We start from the raw sequence: 15,732 nt of genomic DNA, 5'->3' as shown, positions 1-15,732 counted from the left end.
TGAAACCCTAAAAAATAGGGTTCCTTTCGACTAACAATCAGTGCCCTCTGAAAGTAACAATGCGTCTTCTAATTCAACACCAAGATAGCTAATCGTGTTATCTACCTTTGTATGTCCCAGTAAAAGCTGCACCGCTCGAATATTTTTCGTTTTTGCATAGACTAATGTCGCTTTGGTTCGCCTCATTGAGTGCCATACAGGTTAGCAATATCGCCGTAAACCCTCGTCCAATGAGGGCGGGGATATAAGGCGAAAGTGCGATAGCACTTTAATATAGACAGGGCATATCTGAGATGTATAGTACTGGTTATTTATACAGTTAATGAGTTTAATGTTAAGAGCAACCAAAGTACGTATTTACCCAACTCAAGAACAAGCAGAATTTTTAATCGCTCAGTTTGGCGCGGTGCGTTTTGCGTATAATAAAGCTCTACATGTAAAGTCTCATATGTACCGGAAACATGGCGTAACACTGAACCCTAAAAAGGACATAAAACCACTGCTTGCCGTTGCCAAGAGATCACGAAAATACCACTGGCTTAAACAATATGACTCGATTGCCTTGCCGCAATCTGTCATTAACCTACACACTGCTTTTGATAACTTCTTTCATCCCAAATTAAGCGCTAAATACCCAAACTTCAAACGTAGACACGGCAAGCAATCTAGCTACCATTGTGTTGGTGTTAAGGTTCTTGATGGCGCCATCAAGCTGCCCAAGATGAGTCCTGTTGATGCCAACATTCATCGTGAGATCACAGGTAAGGTTAAAAGTATGACTCTCAGTTTGAGTAAAACGGGCAAGTTCTATGCGTCCATCCTTGTGGATGATGGTATTGAAGCCCCTAGCTTGATTCACTCAATCGATAAAGTGACGGGTATTGATTTGGGATTGTCACACTTTGCTATTCAGTCGAATGGCAAGAAAGAAGCCAACCCACGATTTGTAAAACGTGCGGAGAAAAATCTCAGGTTATGATCCGCCAAATTCCCTCAAGCCGAAAAGGCTTTTTGACGCCACTTCGTTTTGTTTTGTTGAAAACCACCATGATGACCTCCTTCTTTATTTGGTCATCACGATTGTAGTTGGAAGGAAATGGACACTAATAAGTCAGTGGTTTTACTAATTTAGCATTTGACGGATGAGCTAAGATATTGCAAATCGTATTGTTAATGAATGAAGCAACTCATCCGTTAAAGCTAATTTAAGCAATAATCAAAAGCATCATTAAGATAACATCTTGAAATTTAATCTACTTTTTGCTTGGCAACATGCGCGTGAGAGTATCGTCTTTTTGCACGAAGTGATGATACAGGGCCGCCCCAGCATGAAACGCAATCAAAATCCAAAGCACCCACGCACCACTGATATTTTTGTGGAAAAAGTCCCACTTCTTTTCCCAAGTATCCCAATCAGTGTTGAACAAGGCCAAAATCCACTCCCCTAAACCTGTTTCACGAAATGTCGGTACTTGGAAAACTCCGTAGTCAATTGAACCGCCGAAACCAAACCAACCTGAAATTGGCATTGCAAACATAAAGAAGTACAGTATCCAATGCATCCAATGAGCACTTTTTGTCTGCAATTTTGGCATTGGTGGCATTTCAGGTTGAACGTTAAAAAACCTCCACCCTAATCGTAAGGTCGCCCATAAAAGCACACTAAATCCAATTGCAATATGAATATTTAGGCTAGGGCGAGATAGTACATCATCTTTATCCAAAAACCATATTTTGTAGTAAATAATCACATATGCGGCGAGGAAACAAAGCGCGATCAACCAATGGAACCATTTGGCTACACTGCCATAATTTGTAGATGTATTTTTAATCATATATAACTCCAAGCATATAATGTTAAATCGAGGTTCAAGCCTCTATCCAATCTATTTTTGTTATGTTCAACAACTCACTGATTAAAACGTTCAGTGAACTCAACAATTCGGGACAACGTTTGCCAAGCCATCAAGCACATCACCACCTTTCCCAGTAATGATTTCAGCAGGTGCTCTAGGAATAAGTAAACTTGCTGATACTTCGGGACAAAAAATCACTAGTTCTACGTTTGACTTGAGCCAGAGCAACTCAGACTCTGGGATTGATAAACAGCTCGCATTGTATCTAACGTTGTTTCCAACCAAACATGAACTAACGAGAACTTTTACCACTGGAACTCCTTTATGTAGGAAAAATAGCTAACGCTTTCTATACGGCTTCTAGCCGCCGTGCATACTCCTATCATGCAGCCTTTTCATATTAGATCAAATGATAATCAATACGTTATGCTGTATAAAAGGACACCAGACTGCAAAATGTGACCTAATTACGGAAATGCCTATTTTATCTGATAAGTTTGAATAGGGCAGAACCTTCTCAGCCGAACTAGTGAATCAACTCATTTTTGGACAAAAACATTTTACAAGCTTTGGAAAAAACCTCCCCTACGGATAACTACTGGTCTTTCAAATATCAGAACCGCAACACTTTCGATGATGCACCTATGATTATAAATGGATAATATCATTCATTACGTTCAACTAATGTTAAGCCACACATTTGCATATCAATTCAAAAAATAGGCATGTATTAAAGTTGTCAATTCAAGGCTATATTCTTTTCTCGCTCCACTTCATTAACTGTGGTGAATAAAAAGTCAGCACACCAATTGCGAGTGCTATAACTGATACGAATAAGATGAATCCCACTACAATCTTCTTAGTTGTCGTTTTTATGAGTGTAAGGTATGTATATATCTCATAAATCTTTATCTTACTCTCCGTCGTCCCACTGATTGAGAAAGTCGGCCAATACGTCACCATGACAAGCATAAGGCTTACAAAAACAACCTAAGCGCTTACCGGCCAATTCATAAACTTTATTTTTCTCAATATTAAGGAATTTGTTGTAATCAAAATCATATTTATACATACGTATGACTGCATCTCTAGGGTCTTCTTCACTGTCTTCCATCGTTTCATACATAGAATGCGGATTTCCCCAGTAAGATCCTCGGCCAATATATTCATAGTTAGGCGTTGATTTCTGTTCTGAATAACCTACTCCATTTTTAATGTTAATAACCCGTGTGACCGCAATTTTAATCAAGCGCAGTGGTATCGCCAGCTCACTTATCTCGTGGATTTCTTTAGTAAATGATTCACCATCATCAAACACAACCGCATGAGTAAACTCAATATTAGAGAAATCAGTATCTTTTAATAAAGTAAAATCGATTCCATATTCATGCGAATACTGCATTAACAATCCCTTAGCGTCATCGATTGAAACAAGATTATAAACACTCATATTTTTAGTGATCTTCACTAATTTACGAGTAAGCTTACTCTGGCAATTAAATTCGTTAGGGTATAAAACCAATACACTATTCATTATTTTAAATGCCTTATTTTTTAATAAATTATTGATATTTAAAAGTATTCCATACTCGAATGTCTCAACCAGAATTTTGGTAGGGATAGTTTGACCTGATTTCTCCCCCCGTCAGTCCGACGGTTTCTATATTCTTGGTTGCATTAATATCGCGGTCGCGTGGTGCGTATTGCATTCTGAATAAGTCCAGTCGCGAATATTCAACGACATTGATTCATGTACGAAACCACAATAACTACAGCGCTTTGAGCTAGGGAAGAAGCGATCTATCTCTGAAGAAGCACGTCCTGCTCATTCTGCTTTGTATTTTAGTTAGCGGACGAACTCCCTCCAACTCGCATCAGCGATGTTTTTTGCTAGTATTGGATTACGGAACATGTTCTTTACCTGTAGCGACCCAACACAAACAACTTGGTCTTCAGTTATGAATTTGCAACACAACTTGTGCAAGTTGTCTAATCGTAACTATTCAGCCGCGAGGCCTTGATCCTAAAATTCTGTGACGGGTCAATTTGATCCCACATCCAACTTGAATAATCTTTTTATGGTGGCGATCTGAAGATATGAATAAGAAAACACTACCTCCACCGCCAGATTTCGATTCGCCTGAAAAAGCGAAAGATATCATCCATTTTTTATGGAATAAGCTGGCAGAACTTGACGACCGGTTAAATCAAAATAGTCGACATTCTTCTATGCCGTCATCACAATAGCCTTTGCATAACAAAGCCAAGAATACTTCACATAATCGGAAGAAATTTGGAAAAAAGCAAGGATTTCAACCGGGTCATAAAAGTCATCGCCAACGGCTTGATCCTGGAGAAGACAGTGTCTCGGTTGAGCAATACCTACCAAACAAGACATGTCACTTCAGCAGTTGTGTCATTCCAATAGGTAATAAGCTGAATATTTAAAATGTAGCATTATTAATGAATGAGCTTGTGTCTATACCATTGCTTACTTTCAGAAAGATGGTGTGTTCGAGTCAATTCTTATAATTCTTTATTAATCAGAAATTGCGTAAGTGTTTTTATCCCTACTTCCAATGGGCTATCTTTACGATAAACTATCGATAATTGAACATGTGTCGGTTCATGACTGATGGGTGTCATAACAATAGATTTATGGTAACGGCTATCAACAACCATATTCTTACCAATAATGGTGTAACCTAAACCTGCAGAAATACAGCCTAATATCCCATCAGCACTACTCATAACCATTAACTCATCAGCTCCTCTACCCGATTTTTGTTGCCACAACAAGGCATGTTGTCTGTAACCACAACCTTCATCACGAACAAACAAAACGGGATCGTGCTCATTTCCAGTGGGTGTTACCATCATTAACTCTTCTCGTACAATTGGTATAACATTCAAACCATCATGCTCAGGCGCATTACCAATAGCAGCGCAATCCACTTTATTATTTAAAACAGAACTTACTAATCGCTCACTGGTATCGGTATAAATTTTAGGACGAATAAGTGGATAATTTTGCTTGAGTTGTTTTAATGCTAGAGGCATATGAACCGCTGCAAACGTCTCTGGCATACCTATCCTGAGTTCATAACTCTTATTATGTAAAATTGCGGATTTTGCTTGAGATTCTAAAAGTAAGATCTGATTAGCGTATTGATACAGTTTTTGGCCATTCTGTGTTAACTGTAAATTCCTTCCAATTAAATTAAATAACTTTGTATCCAATTCTCTTTCTAATTTTTTGATTCGGTTAGTGATGTTTGATTGCACCGTATGGAGCTCTTCAGCAGCTTTTCTAATACTTCCTTCATCTACAACAGTTTTGAACGTCTTCAATATTAAAATTTCCATATAGTTCTCTTTTTAAGAAGGGTTTATTCTAAATAATTCAATATTTGAGACTAACAGCTTAATGTAGCCTTGTTAATATTATTTATCCGAAGAGAATACGAGATGTTATCTCAACTAACAAAAAGCCGAGTATATTTTGCTGGAATTTGCAGTTTAATCGTAACGGTTGGTGTCGCTAGGTTCTCCTATAGTTTGTTATTGCCAATAATGCAAGATGGCGCAGGGTTAACTGAAATAGGTGGAGGATGGTTGGCTACATCTAATTTTATGGGTTATATGACGGGCGTTTTATTAGCATCCAAAATGCATAACTTAAGTTATAAATATAATTTACTCAGAGCTTACTTAGTATTAAGTGTCGTCACATCTTTCGCCATGGTGATAACTACAGATATTATTGTCTGGGCTCTATTTCGTTTTATAGCTGGCGCGTGTGCATCTGGTGGGTTTATTATCGCCTCAGGCCTAATCTTAAAGTGGTTGGTCAATAAGGGATTTCAAGCTAAATTAGGCATTCATTTTGCCGGGGTCGGCATAAGTATCATTGTGACCACTTTGCTAGTTGAAGCCTTACTAGCTTTGTCAACTAACTGGCAACAACAATGGTTATCGTTAGCCGCAATAGCTATCATATTTACTATCCCAGCTTGGCTGTGGATCCCACATCCTTGTAACGATAGACGAATTATAAAACCAATTTTAGATGCCCCTCCAAGCAACAATTTTAAAGTACTAATGATGTTAGCCTATTTTTGTGCAGGTTATGGATACTCAGTTAGTTCTACTTTTATTGTAGACATAGTAGAGAACGTGGAAGGTTTGCAGGGACAAGGTGGCCTTACATTTCTGTTGGTCGGCTTTGCAGCCATGCCAGCGGCTTTGATATGGGATAAAATAACGCTTAAGATAGGTTATCTAAAGGCCTTACTAGCTGCATACATTATCCAAACAATAGGGATTATTCTCCCTGCAATCAATGACTCATTGTTTATCGCAATAATGAGCGCATTACTATTTGGTGGCACTTTCATAGCCTGTGTGAGCATAGTATTGACTATGGTTGGCAAATTTTATCCGAGTAACCCGGCGAAGTTTATGGGGACAATGACTTTATCATATGGTGTCGCTCAAATCATTGCACCAGTATCTACCGGATATCTTGTTGAAGCTTACGGTAACTATGATTCTGGTCTATATTTATCCGCTGGTGTAATGATGACTGGAACTATCTTTATCTTTAAATTGTTACAGGTAGAGAATCAGTCCTTGAACTGTAATGGTACGATTATCCTGGAGACTAATTAAGCCTTATAATCATATGATAAATGAGGCCAAATTATGAAACGAAAAGAACGAGTAATTATTTCCGACCAACAAAAACTAGAATATGCAAAAATGATGGTTGAAGATGGATATTCTAATCAACAAATACAAGAAATATCGGGGGCATGTTCTTCTGCTGTGGTTAGATGGAAAAGACAATATAAAGCCGAAAAGCAAGGTATTACCCCTCAAAACCAGAAAGCCATAACGTCTGAACAACAAAGAATACAAGAGCTGGAAAAACAATTAGATAGAGCGAATAGAGACATCGATATATTAAAAAAAGCCAGCGCTTTGTTCATACGAGACAACTAAAACAAGATGCCGCCAGGCAAATGAAGAAAGCGTATCCTAATTATACTGTCTCTGAGTTGTGTCGAGTACTTAAAGTGCCATTGAGCAATTTTTATTACAGAAAGATAAATAAACGGAGTGATATTCAACTTCGTCATCAAATCCGAGTAATATCAAGTGAATCAAATCACACCTATGGTAAACGTAGAATTAGGGAAGAACTTGTAAGCAAAGGGGTCACAGTAAGCCTGTATAAGGTTGCTAAGTTAATGAAAGAGCAAAATATTTATGTTCGTTATCCGAAAAAGAAACATTATTATCCTGATGCAGGGGGAGAAAAAAGATACGCACCCAACCTGCTAAATCGTCAATTTAATCCAGATACTTACAATACCCATTGGGTCACTGATGTGACTTTTATCCGCTCACATCAAGGGTGGAGTTATCTGGCGTGCGTAATCGATCTAGCAACAAAAGAAGTCGTAGGATATGCGTTATCTCGCTCACCTGATACTAAACTAACCCTTGCGGCATTGGATGAGGCGATTATCAGGAAAAAGCCAAATACAACTCAATTAATGGCTCATTCCGATCAAGGATGCCACTATAGTTCCCATGCTTATAGAAATCGTCTAAGTGCTTTAAATATAAAGCAAAGTATGAGTCGAAGGGGCAATTGTTGGGATAACTCAGTCATGGAGCGTTTCTTTAGAACATTAAAGTCGGAGCATTTAAATATGCTGAGTTTTATCAATCACCAAGCAGTAATATCTGAAGTAGAGAGTTATATTGCTTTTTACAATTACAAACGACGACACAGCGGATTAAACTATATTACTCCGCATGAACAATATGTTCAGATGAAAAAAGCGGCTTAAAAACTTTCCAGTATTAGTGGATCATTACAAACAAGTTAGCAATTTCGCCGTAAAGTTCGTAGAACTTTACTCTGGTGTTGATTGGCTTTCGACATATGCCTTAAGTGTTTCGATTGCGCCCTGTGATTGGCAGAAAAAACTGGTTGTTCTCAAATAACGCCAACGGTGCACAAGCGAGTGCCATTCTTTACGGCATCATCGAAACAGCAAAAGCGAACGGTCTTATCCTCTATGATTACCTGCTCAAATGCATGAAAGAGTTAGCGAAACCAGATCCTGATATCGACTCGCTATTACCTTGGAACTTCAAACACTAATTATCTCGCCCCGTAGGTTCGTGGGGCGGATACATTATATCGTGGATTAATTGACAGTTAATTCTGCTTCTGGTCGTGTAGGTAATGACTGTAATGCGTTGATAATTCGCGCTAGAGCATCTTGTAAACGGGATGTAGGACACGCTAAATTTATCCTCATAAAACCATTCCCTAACTCACTAAATTTCTTTCCTTCATCTAACCATACTCCTGCTTGAATTAAAAAAAACTGGTGTAGTTCATCATTATCCATACCAAGCTCACGGCAATCTAACCATATTAAATAGGTAGCATCAGATTCAATCATTTTTATTGGTAAGGAGGTCTCTTTGAGTGTATTAGATAATACTGTTTTATTTTTAATTATATAGGTTTTGACATTGTCTAACCACATATCACACTCTCGATATGCCGCTTCACAAGCTACACCAGCAAAGTTATTTAGAAGGTAAATACCATTTTCTTTACTCTTGGTTTGAAATTTTTCTCTCAAGTTATGGTTAGCTATAAAAATATTTGATATTTGTAATCCAGCGATATTGAATGTTTTACTTGGCGAAGTACAAACCAAACTGATGTTTTTTGCTTCTGGATGGGAGTTAAAAATAGTTGTGTGTGTTTTATCTGAAGACAAAACAAGATCTTGGTGAATTTCATCTGAAACAATAATAATATGATGCTTAACACATATTTCAACCATGCTATTTAATTCTTCATCGCTCCAAACGTTACCCGTCGGATTATGAGGATTACTCAATATGAATAATTTGGTATTAGGTGTAATGGCGGCTTCAAATTGTTCTGCATCATAGATGTAACGATTTCCAACCAATTTAAGCGGAGCTTCAATTACTTTCCTTCTATTAGTTTCTACATCTTGATGGAAATGAATATAAACCGGTGTTTGAATAAGAACCTCATCTTTTTCGGTAGTATACGCTTGGATGGCTAAATTTAACGCAGTAACAACACCAGGAGTATGAACTATCCACTCTTTTTCTGGTGACCAATTATATTTATTTTCTTGCCACTGAATAATTGCATCCTTACAACTATCATTAACTGTTGCGTACCCAAAAATACCAATTTCAGTAACCTTTTGAATTGCATTTATAATAGGTTGAGCAACTCTAAAGTCCATATCAGCCACCCACATAGGAATTATCTCTTGCGAGCATTCAATATTGGTAATCGGTTTTAACCACTTCATGCTGTTGGTGTTCTTACGATCAATCAGTTCGTCAAAATCATGCATATATTATATCTCCATTTAATAATTTAACATTTGAGTCGTAAACCATCGTCCGAGAAAGACGGTGAGATAAGACACATATCCGTTTGAGCATCGCTTTTGAATCGGCTTATGTAGAGCTTGAGTGTGAATTGATTGAGATGAACGGTGAACAGGATCATGTTCACTTACTGATAGCGTACCCACCAAAATTGTCAGTGAGTGTAATGGTCAACAACCTTAAGTCTATTTCATCAAGAATACTGATATTGCAGAATACACATCTTACAAGACAAATCAAAAGTGCGGCTCTGTGGTCACGTTCTTACTTTGCTTGTACAGAAGAAGGGACAATAATCAAAACACTCAAGGCATGTGTCGAAAGCCAATCAACACCAGATTAAAGTTCTACGAACTTTGCACTGACTTAAAGCGCGTGAGATTTTTATGCCTCTTTCATTTCATGGTGTTTTTGAGTTTTCAATGTACTGCTTAACAACGCCCAAACTCGCAACATCACATGACACAATAACTACGCGGCCAAAAATGATCGCCCCCAAAAGTTGTCTTTATGCGTCCCAATATTCCCGTCTTAGTATATATGACAATTTTTCTTTTAGTTCGTTAACCAAATTCGATACAACCACTTTAGGGTGAATAGAAACCAATTAGTGAACGAGATCGTGCTCAATTGCATCAAGCTACGTGTTAACCCTACATCTAATCAAAAACTAGTATTACGTCTGTGGACAGACTGTGCGCGTAACATTTGGAATACCAAAATAGACGAAGAAAAGTATTATCGTACTTTTACGCGTGAGTATTATCCGATTAACACTTATACCACTATTGATCAAAAAGCATCGCAGTTCAAATCTAAAGATCTGTTATCTTGGAAACCCGCGTGCTTTAGTTGTTACTAGAGATTGTTGGTCTGCCACATTGGTTACCAAACCATTGCACGTGCAAGCAATAACATACTCTCAAAATGGATTGAAAGCACCGATCATTACTCTTCTCTCACTTTCCTCTTCCAGCAAAGTTTGAAAGTAAAGTTTATTTAACTCAGACTGCTCGTTAAAGCTCTCCCCGTAGAACTCTGGGTAGTTCACGGGAACGAGATGTTAATCACTTTGCAGAGTTAGAAAAAATTGTGCTTAACGGGACGGTAGAATTATATTTAGGAATTAAGTATTTTAGTGGCCAGCAGTGTTACCATATTTGACACGATAGCGCCTTGACAATACAATACGTATACGTTTTGTATGTAAAGTATATATTAATGGGTATTGTTAAAATCTCAGAAGAGCTGCATGAAGAACTTCGTAAAGCAAGTTCGGTCATGTCACGTTCAATCAATTCGCAAGCAGAGTTTTGGATCAAAATGGGTATGTTAGCCGAGCTACATCCTCAGCTTTCATTTAATCAAATCATGACGAAACTCATGCAATCTGCGAATGTTTCGGCCTCAAATATTCCAGCATCTGAAGAGCACTCTGATGCATAGTCAGGTCATGATTAAATCCGAAGAAGATATCTCTTTGATGCGAGAATCAGGTAAGTTACTTGCGCAGGTTTTTAAGATGCTTGACGAATACGTCCAACCAGGCATCTCTACGATGGAAATTAATAATAAAGTTGAACAGTATATTGTTAATGAACTCAACGCTCGTCCTGCAAGCAAAGGACAGTATGATTATCAATATGTATTAAATTCATCGATAAATGAAGTAGTGTGCCACGGAGTACCTAAACAGGCTGAGATTTTAAAAAATGCTGACATTATCAACCTAGATATTACTCTAGAAAAGAACGGATTCATTGCAGATTCAAGCAAAATGTATGTCATGCCTTCAGCCTCGCCGCTTGCTATTCAATTAGTAAAAACAACTTATAACGCTATGTGGGAAGGTATTAAGAACGTAAAACCTGGAGCAAGACTTGGTGACATTGGTCATGCAATACAAAGATATGCAGAATCCCATGGATACAGTATTGTAAGAGAGTATTGTGGACATGGAATAGGTCGTGAAATGCATGAAGAACCACAGGTGCTCCATTACGGTCATCCAAATAGTGGACTCACATTAAAAGAGGGAATGATATTCACTATTGAACCAATGGTGAATCAAGGTCGCGCGAAGATAAAAACCAAAAAAGATGGTTGGACGGTCGTTACTAGAGATAAAAAACTCTCTGCACAATCGGAACATACAGTATTGGTCACTCGTACAGGTTATGAGGTTCTCACGCTGAGAGAAGGCGAGAGCCTGCCAACGATGTAATGGTTGACCGTGAAACTTTCGCTGACACTCCCCGCCCTAACAGCTTCGCTGCACAAGGAGGCGTTTTCCGTTATTTACGTCAATATTCCTACCAAAATCCTGGTTTAGACATGCGAGTAGGAAATCCTCTTAAAATCTCAATGCAGTTATCTTTAACTCGATAAGGTATTAGGTAAGGAAACTTATTTAGAACAAGCTCTCTTGTTCCAAATATTCGGCCTGGGCGACCGATTGCAGGGTTGGTTTTTAGAAGGTTTGTTAAATCATAGACTTCTTGAACAAATTCACGTGATGATTGTGGATGATGTTCGTGTAAATACTCCGCGGACTGTTCTAAATTGATTAAGGCCTTTTTAAGCCACTTAATCTGCATTTACGCCCCACTTAGAAAATGAGTCTTGTACATCGTCCTTATTAGCAAACTGTCCTGAGTCGGCTTCATGCAATGCATCTTTGATTTCATTGATCTGCCAAAGTTCACGAACTAAGTAATCTTGAATTGCTTGGTTGGTAATCCATGACTTTGTTCGCCCCGTGGACTCTGCAAGTAGTGTTAGTTTTTGTTCGATATCTTCAGGAATTCTGACTGACATAGATGGCATGGTAAGTTTCCTTGTATTACATTAATTACATTGTAATACAAAAACTCTCATTTATCATAAAATAAAATACAACCTTATTTATATTCATTCCATTGAGCTTTTAACAAACCTTGCGAAATTCTCCGACCATAGCAGCCTCTAATGAAAATTAGAGGCAACAAGTAGTCTGATACAAGGGGAGCAAGAGACAGAGTCTGACACAAGGGGCCATAGGGCAGAAAATATTCTCTAATAACGCCTCAGTGTTACATGAGGCGCAGACAGAATAACCCTATTAAATCTAAAGAGCACTTTCATATAGTTCAATGATTTGTTCGCGACTCATTGGATGTGGATTACCTCCAGCACAAGGGTCAGCCATAGCATCGTCCACCCAGTTTTGAATATCTGCTTTAGTTACACCTAATTGGCCAAAGCCTTCCGGAATACCAACACGGCGGTTAAGTGAATTGAGTCCATCGATCGCGGCGAGGCTAGCTTGCTCTACAGTCATATTTGACGTATCGGTTCCAAGTGCTTTAGCGATCTGCGCAAATTTTTCTACACAATATGGGCGGTTAAATTCACTTACAATTGGTAATAATATTGCGTTACATACACCATGAGGCAGATCTTTGTGAGCGCCGGCAGGATGCGCCATCGCGTGAACCATTCCAAGTCCCGCATTATTGAATGACAAGCCAGCTATAAACTGACCATATGCCATCATTTCGCGAGCCTCGACATTAGAACCATCATCAACAGCTAATGGTAAACTCTGTGCGATAGTGTTGATTGCTTCTAAAGAAATGTAGTTTGTTAATTTGTGAGCCCCAACAGATACAAAAGATTCTACAGCATGTGTCAAAGCATCGATACCTGTCGCTGCTGTTGTACTACTAGGCAAACCTAGCATTACGCTAGGGTCATTAACGGATATGTCTGGTATAATTTTGTCTGATATAATTACGTGCTTTACATGCGTGTCTGTATCAGTAATTACTGCATTACTCGTAACTTCTGCCGCAGTTCCTGCCGTTGTATTGATAGCATACATTGGAGCACCAAGAAGTCTGACTTTTTCGACACCGTTATAAATAGCTATGGGGCCATCATTAGCGGATAAAATTTTAATCGCTTTTGCTGTATCAATAGAGCTACCACCACCAAAGCCAATGATGTACTGAGCATCTGAACGACAATACACCTCATACGCAGTATTCACTGTATTTGTATCTGGATTAGGACGCACATCTTTAAACAGAACTAAGTCAAGTTCACTGTCGAGTAATTGATCAGCAAAACCAAGATCTACCAATGTGGGATCGCAAATAAGGATGCCTTTTTCATTACTATGTTCATCAGATAGACGCTCAATCAAAGTTTCAATTGCCCCAACACCTGAATAATTAATTTTTGGAAAAGCTAATTTAAACACACTCATAGTCTAGGCCTTATAGGTTAAATTCTTGTTTCAATATTGCCATATTTTCTTTCGTCACACCTTCAGGCTCATAACCAGCAGATATACACATCAAATATAACTTGGCACCTTTATTTGCAACATCAATATAGTCGAATGCTTGTAGTACATCTGCTCCAGAGGCTGTTGCACCATGTTTTTCCCAAATAGCAACGTCGTGATCGGATAGTGCAGCTGTTGTACCATCAGCCATCTCTTCTGAAGAAGGCAGGCAGTATGGGATCATACCAATACCACGTGGTACAAATGCTCGTACTTCGGGTAGCATTTTCCAACAAGTATGTGTGAACATGTCACTACTTTTAGATATCTCTGGATGATGAGAAAGAGCAATCAATTCTAATGGATGCGTATGAACAACCGACTTATGGTCAGACCCAATTTTGTGTTTATCTACTAATATTTTAATATGACTGATGAATTCAGAAGTTGGAGCGAAATCATCACTTGCTTTACCCCCCCATAAAATTTGGTAGCCATTAGCCGTTGAATTAATTTTAAGAACACAGCCTGCATAATCTGGATCACGTAATTCACGAATACGCTGGCCAGTTCCTTTTACATAATAAATCCGGTTAGCACTTTCTAATGGTAACTGTAGTGACAGTTTTTTTTCTGAAATACCAATTTTAGGTATTTCGTCAAATAAATCTGTCACATCAACAGAAATGTTACCTCCATTTCGTTCTGCCCATTCCCGTTGCCAAAGATATTGGGATACTTCACTTACTTTCTCTATTTCACGCATGACCGCATCGTTTAATTGAATCATAGTTTTGCCTTTTGATATCTACTTAACCAAACAAGCCAGATACATAATCTGACTTGTGAACTGTGGAACGAGTTTAATTAGCGGGTTTTCAGAATTGTTGCTTCGTACTCTTTCAAGTCATTGATCCAATCAAATCCGACTGGAACTTCATTTTGCAAACACTGATAGTTCCAAACTGCAGCCCATGGCAAAGAATGTGTTTCTTCAATTAAGCCTAGACGAGTAGTGTAGTCAAATGACGTTTCGGCTTCTTTTAATTGTTCTACGGGTTCTAACAAAGCTTTAAGAAGTGCTTTTTGTGCATTGCGAGTACCGATAACCCAAGCAGCGACACGATTGATTGATGCATCGAAGAAATCTAAGCCAATAGCGACACGATTCAACAGATTGTTACGAACTATTTCACGCATAATTGCCTGAGTTTCATCATCGAAAGAAACAACATGATCTGAATCCCATCGAACTGGGCGAGTGACGTGCAATTGTAGGTCATTCACATACAATGAACATGCACTGATTTTGTCACTAATAACTTCCGTCGGATGAAAATGGCCAGCATCCAAACATAATGCAGTACCGCGAGTTGCTGCATATGCTAAATAAAACTCATTGCTGCCAACTGTATATGCTTCCGCACCAATACCGAACAATTTACTTTCCACTGCATCTTTATGAAACGCCGGGTCTATTTTCTCAGCAAGTGCTTTGTCCAGAGAATCAGCTAAACGAGCACGAGGTGACAAACGATCAATTGGCTGATCTTTCATACCATCTGGAATCCAAATATTCATGAATGACGCAGAGCCGAGTTCTCGACCAAAATATTCAGAAATCTTACGGCTAGCTTTTACGTGGTCGATCCAAAATTGACGTATTTCTTCATTAGGATGAGATAATGTCAAACCATCATCTGCGTTAGGGTGTGAGAACAATGTTGGGTTAAAATCTAAACCTAAATCTTTCTCTTTTGCCCATTCAACCCAACGGGTAAAGTGCTTAGGTTGTATCTGATCACGCTCTACATACTCATCGGCATCGATATAGATAGCATGTAGGTTTACACGCTTCTTACCAGGAATTAAAGAAAAGGCTTTTTCCATATCTGCTCGTAACTGTTCTGGCGTTTTCGCCGCCCCTGGATAGTTACCTGTAGCTTGAATACCACCACTTAGCGCTGTATCAGGAGATTCAAAACCGCGAACATCATCACCTTGCCAGCAATGCATAGATATTGGGGTGTTATTTAGTCGTTCTAGTGCCTCATCGGTATCAACACCATATTTTTTGAACGTCTCTTTTGCTTGTTCATAAGCTGAAATTATCTGCTCTTTGTTCATTGTTATGTA

At 38.5% G+C, this 15,732-nt stretch carries 17 protein-coding genes and 4 pseudogenes; 9 read left to right on the top strand and 12 right to left on the bottom strand.

Translation table 11 applies throughout. From position 1 onward, the window contains the following. Positions 1 to 30 precede the first annotated feature (30 nt). Positions 31 to 192 (bottom strand): annotated as a pseudogene (locus tag R3X26_RS16660) (integrase); the annotation flags it as partial. Between the two features lie 130 nt (positions 193 to 322). Between R3X26_RS16660 and R3X26_RS16655 the strand changes: the two are divergent. After that, entirely contained in the window at positions 323 to 979 is a 657-nt protein-coding gene (locus R3X26_RS16655; RefSeq protein WP_317718460.1) for a transposase, read from the top strand. On the opposite strand, the pseudogene R3X26_RS16650 reads toward R3X26_RS16655, so the two are convergent. The 4 genes and pseudogenes from R3X26_RS16650 to R3X26_RS16635 form a co-directional block, all read right to left on the bottom strand. Further along, positions 972 to 1,049, bottom strand: a pseudogene (locus tag R3X26_RS16650) (integrase); the annotation flags it as partial. The gene R3X26_RS16655 and the pseudogene R3X26_RS16650 sit on opposite strands and share 8 nt — an antisense overlap. Before the next feature lie 204 nt (positions 1,050 to 1,253). Beyond that, positions 1,254 to 1,835 (bottom strand): cytochrome b, encoded by a 582-nt coding sequence (locus R3X26_RS16645; RefSeq protein WP_317718459.1) that lies wholly within the window; start codon positions 1,833 to 1,835, stop codon positions 1,254 to 1,256. Between the two features lie 99 nt (positions 1,836 to 1,934). Beyond that, entirely contained in the window at positions 1,935 to 2,168 is a 234-nt protein-coding gene (locus R3X26_RS16640; protein WP_317718458.1) for a 2-thiouracil desulfurase family protein, read from the bottom strand. A 601-nt stretch (positions 2,169 to 2,769) separates the two neighbouring features. Next, the gene (locus tag R3X26_RS16635; protein WP_317718457.1) at positions 2,770 to 3,390 is read right to left on the bottom strand and encodes a DUF4326 domain-containing protein; all 621 of its coding nucleotides are present in this window, start codon (positions 3,388 to 3,390) and stop codon (positions 2,770 to 2,772) included. Between the two features lie 563 nt (positions 3,391 to 3,953). On the opposite strand from R3X26_RS16635, the gene R3X26_RS16630 reads away from it, so the two are divergent. Next, the gene (locus R3X26_RS16630) at positions 3,954 to 4,103 is read left to right on the top strand and encodes a DUF6444 domain-containing protein (protein WP_317718455.1); all 150 of its coding nucleotides are present in this window, start codon (positions 3,954 to 3,956) and stop codon (positions 4,101 to 4,103) included. A 279-nt stretch (positions 4,104 to 4,382) separates the two neighbouring features. On the opposite strand, the gene R3X26_RS16625 is transcribed toward R3X26_RS16630, so the two are convergent. Continuing rightward, complete coding sequence (locus R3X26_RS16625) at positions 4,383 to 5,222, bottom strand: LysR family transcriptional regulator (protein WP_317718454.1); 840 nt, start codon at positions 5,220 to 5,222, stop codon at positions 4,383 to 4,385. 102 nt (positions 5,223 to 5,324) lie between these two features. On the opposite strand from R3X26_RS16625, the gene R3X26_RS16620 reads away from it, so the two are divergent. From R3X26_RS16620 to R3X26_RS16610, 3 genes and pseudogenes are all read left to right on the top strand, one after another. Next, positions 5,325 to 6,527 carry a YbfB/YjiJ family MFS transporter gene (locus R3X26_RS16620; RefSeq protein WP_317718453.1) on the top strand — a complete coding sequence of 401 codons (1,203 nt, stop codon included), beginning with the start codon at positions 5,325 to 5,327 and terminating at the stop codon, positions 6,525 to 6,527. Positions 6,528 to 6,560: 33 nt separating this feature from the next. Continuing rightward, positions 6,561 to 7,717, top strand: a protein-coding gene (locus tag R3X26_RS16615; protein ID WP_317718452.1) for an IS3 family transposase whose coding sequence is annotated in 2 segments (ribosomal slippage) — positions 6,561 to 6,822 and positions 6,822 to 7,717 — 1,158 coding nt in all. Because the reading frame shifts where the segments join, the coding sequence is not laid out codon by codon here. A 122-nt stretch (positions 7,718 to 7,839) separates the two neighbouring features. After that, positions 7,840 to 8,034: pseudogene (locus R3X26_RS16610) on the top strand (transposase domain-containing protein); the annotation flags it as partial. 46 nt (positions 8,035 to 8,080) lie between these two features. Here R3X26_RS16610 and R3X26_RS16605 read toward each other — a convergent pair. Continuing rightward, positions 8,081 to 9,289, bottom strand: coding sequence for a MalY/PatB family protein (locus tag R3X26_RS16605; RefSeq protein ID WP_317718451.1), 1,209 nt, complete (start codon positions 9,287 to 9,289; stop codon positions 8,081 to 8,083). An 80-nt stretch (positions 9,290 to 9,369) separates the two neighbouring features. Here R3X26_RS16605 and tnpA point away from each other — a divergent pair. From tnpA to map, 4 genes and pseudogenes are all read left to right on the top strand, one after another. After that, positions 9,370 to 9,669, top strand: a pseudogene (tnpA, locus tag R3X26_RS16600) (IS200/IS605 family transposase); the annotation flags it as partial. A 249-nt stretch (positions 9,670 to 9,918) separates the two neighbouring features. Then, complete coding sequence (locus tag R3X26_RS16595) at positions 9,919 to 10,188, top strand: helix-turn-helix domain-containing protein (RefSeq protein WP_317718450.1); 270 nt, start codon at positions 9,919 to 9,921, stop codon at positions 10,186 to 10,188. 359 nt (positions 10,189 to 10,547) lie between these two features. Next, positions 10,548 to 10,772, top strand: coding sequence for a ParD-like family protein (locus tag R3X26_RS16590; RefSeq protein WP_317718449.1), 225 nt, complete (start codon positions 10,548 to 10,550; stop codon positions 10,770 to 10,772). Beyond that, positions 10,765 to 11,550: a type I methionyl aminopeptidase gene (gene map, locus R3X26_RS16585; RefSeq protein WP_317718448.1), complete on the top strand. Its 786-nt coding sequence runs from the start codon at positions 10,765 to 10,767 to the stop codon at positions 11,548 to 11,550. Before R3X26_RS16590 ends, map begins: the two co-directional genes overlap by 8 nt. 88 nt (positions 11,551 to 11,638) lie before the next feature. On the opposite strand, the gene R3X26_RS16580 is transcribed toward map, so the two are convergent. The 5 genes from R3X26_RS16580 to R3X26_RS16560 all read right to left on the bottom strand — a co-directional run bounded on the left by R3X26_RS16580 (position 11,639) and on the right by R3X26_RS16560 (position 15,723). Continuing rightward, a complete protein-coding gene (locus R3X26_RS16580) occupies positions 11,639 to 11,923 on the bottom strand; it encodes a type II toxin-antitoxin system RelE/ParE family toxin (RefSeq protein WP_317718447.1) in 285 nt (94 codons plus the stop codon). Further along, positions 11,913 to 12,152: a CopG family ribbon-helix-helix protein gene (locus R3X26_RS16575; protein ID WP_317718446.1), complete on the bottom strand. Its 240-nt coding sequence runs from the start codon at positions 12,150 to 12,152 to the stop codon at positions 11,913 to 11,915. Before R3X26_RS16575 ends, R3X26_RS16580 begins: the two co-directional genes overlap by 11 nt. A gap of 280 nt (positions 12,153 to 12,432) precedes the next feature. Continuing rightward, positions 12,433 to 13,575 (bottom strand): iron-containing alcohol dehydrogenase, encoded by a 1,143-nt coding sequence (locus R3X26_RS16570; RefSeq protein WP_317718445.1) that lies wholly within the window; start codon positions 13,573 to 13,575, stop codon positions 12,433 to 12,435. 10 nt (positions 13,576 to 13,585) lie between these two features. Next, positions 13,586 to 14,386 (bottom strand): rhamnulose-1-phosphate aldolase, encoded by an 801-nt coding sequence (gene rhaD / locus R3X26_RS16565; RefSeq protein ID WP_317718444.1) that lies wholly within the window; start codon positions 14,384 to 14,386, stop codon positions 13,586 to 13,588. 77 nt (positions 14,387 to 14,463) lie between these two features. Next, positions 14,464 to 15,723, bottom strand: coding sequence for an L-rhamnose isomerase (locus R3X26_RS16560; protein WP_317718443.1), 1,260 nt, complete (start codon positions 15,721 to 15,723; stop codon positions 14,464 to 14,466). Positions 15,724 to 15,732: the final 9 nt, after the last annotated feature.

The sequence above is a fragment of the Vibrio sp. TH_r3 genome, from assembly GCF_033101115.1.
Classification (GTDB): Bacteria; Pseudomonadota; Gammaproteobacteria; order Enterobacterales; family Vibrionaceae; genus Vibrio.
The sequence above is the reverse complement of the archived record's forward strand: the minus strand, read 5'-3'. Positions and strand labels throughout refer to the sequence as shown.

Bases quoted from the DNA above. Each gene is read 5' to 3' on its own strand.
- R3X26_RS16655 (WP_317718460.1), top strand. From the start codon at position 323: ATGAGTTTAATGTTAAGAGCAACCAAAGTACGTATTTACCCAACTCAA.
- R3X26_RS16645 (WP_317718459.1), bottom strand. From the start codon at position 1,835: ATGATTAAAAATACATCTACAAATTATGGCAGTGTAGCCAAATGGTTC.
- R3X26_RS16635 (WP_317718457.1), bottom strand. From the start codon at position 3,390: ATGAATAGTGTATTGGTTTTATACCCTAACGAATTTAATTGCCAGAGT.
- R3X26_RS16630 (WP_317718455.1), top strand. From the start codon at position 3,954: ATGAATAAGAAAACACTACCTCCACCGCCAGATTTCGATTCGCCTGAA.
- R3X26_RS16625 (WP_317718454.1), bottom strand. From the start codon at position 5,222: ATGGAAATTTTAATATTGAAGACGTTCAAAACTGTTGTAGATGAAGGA.
- R3X26_RS16620 (WP_317718453.1), top strand. From the start codon at position 5,325: ATGTTATCTCAACTAACAAAAAGCCGAGTATATTTTGCTGGAATTTGC.
- R3X26_RS16605 (WP_317718451.1), bottom strand. From the start codon at position 9,289: ATGCATGATTTTGACGAACTGATTGATCGTAAGAACACCAACAGCATG.
- R3X26_RS16590 (WP_317718449.1), top strand. From the start codon at position 10,548: ATGGGTATTGTTAAAATCTCAGAAGAGCTGCATGAAGAACTTCGTAAA.
- map (WP_317718448.1), top strand. From the start codon at position 10,765: ATGCATAGTCAGGTCATGATTAAATCCGAAGAAGATATCTCTTTGATG.
- R3X26_RS16580 (WP_317718447.1), bottom strand. From the start codon at position 11,923: ATGCAGATTAAGTGGCTTAAAAAGGCCTTAATCAATTTAGAACAGTCC.
- R3X26_RS16575 (WP_317718446.1), bottom strand. From the start codon at position 12,152: ATGCCATCTATGTCAGTCAGAATTCCTGAAGATATCGAACAAAAACTA.
- R3X26_RS16570 (WP_317718445.1), bottom strand. From the start codon at position 13,575: ATGAGTGTGTTTAAATTAGCTTTTCCAAAAATTAATTATTCAGGTGTT.
- rhaD (WP_317718444.1), bottom strand. From the start codon at position 14,386: ATGATTCAATTAAACGATGCGGTCATGCGTGAAATAGAGAAAGTAAGT.
- R3X26_RS16560 (WP_317718443.1), bottom strand. From the start codon at position 15,723: ATGAACAAAGAGCAGATAATTTCAGCTTATGAACAAGCAAAAGAGACG.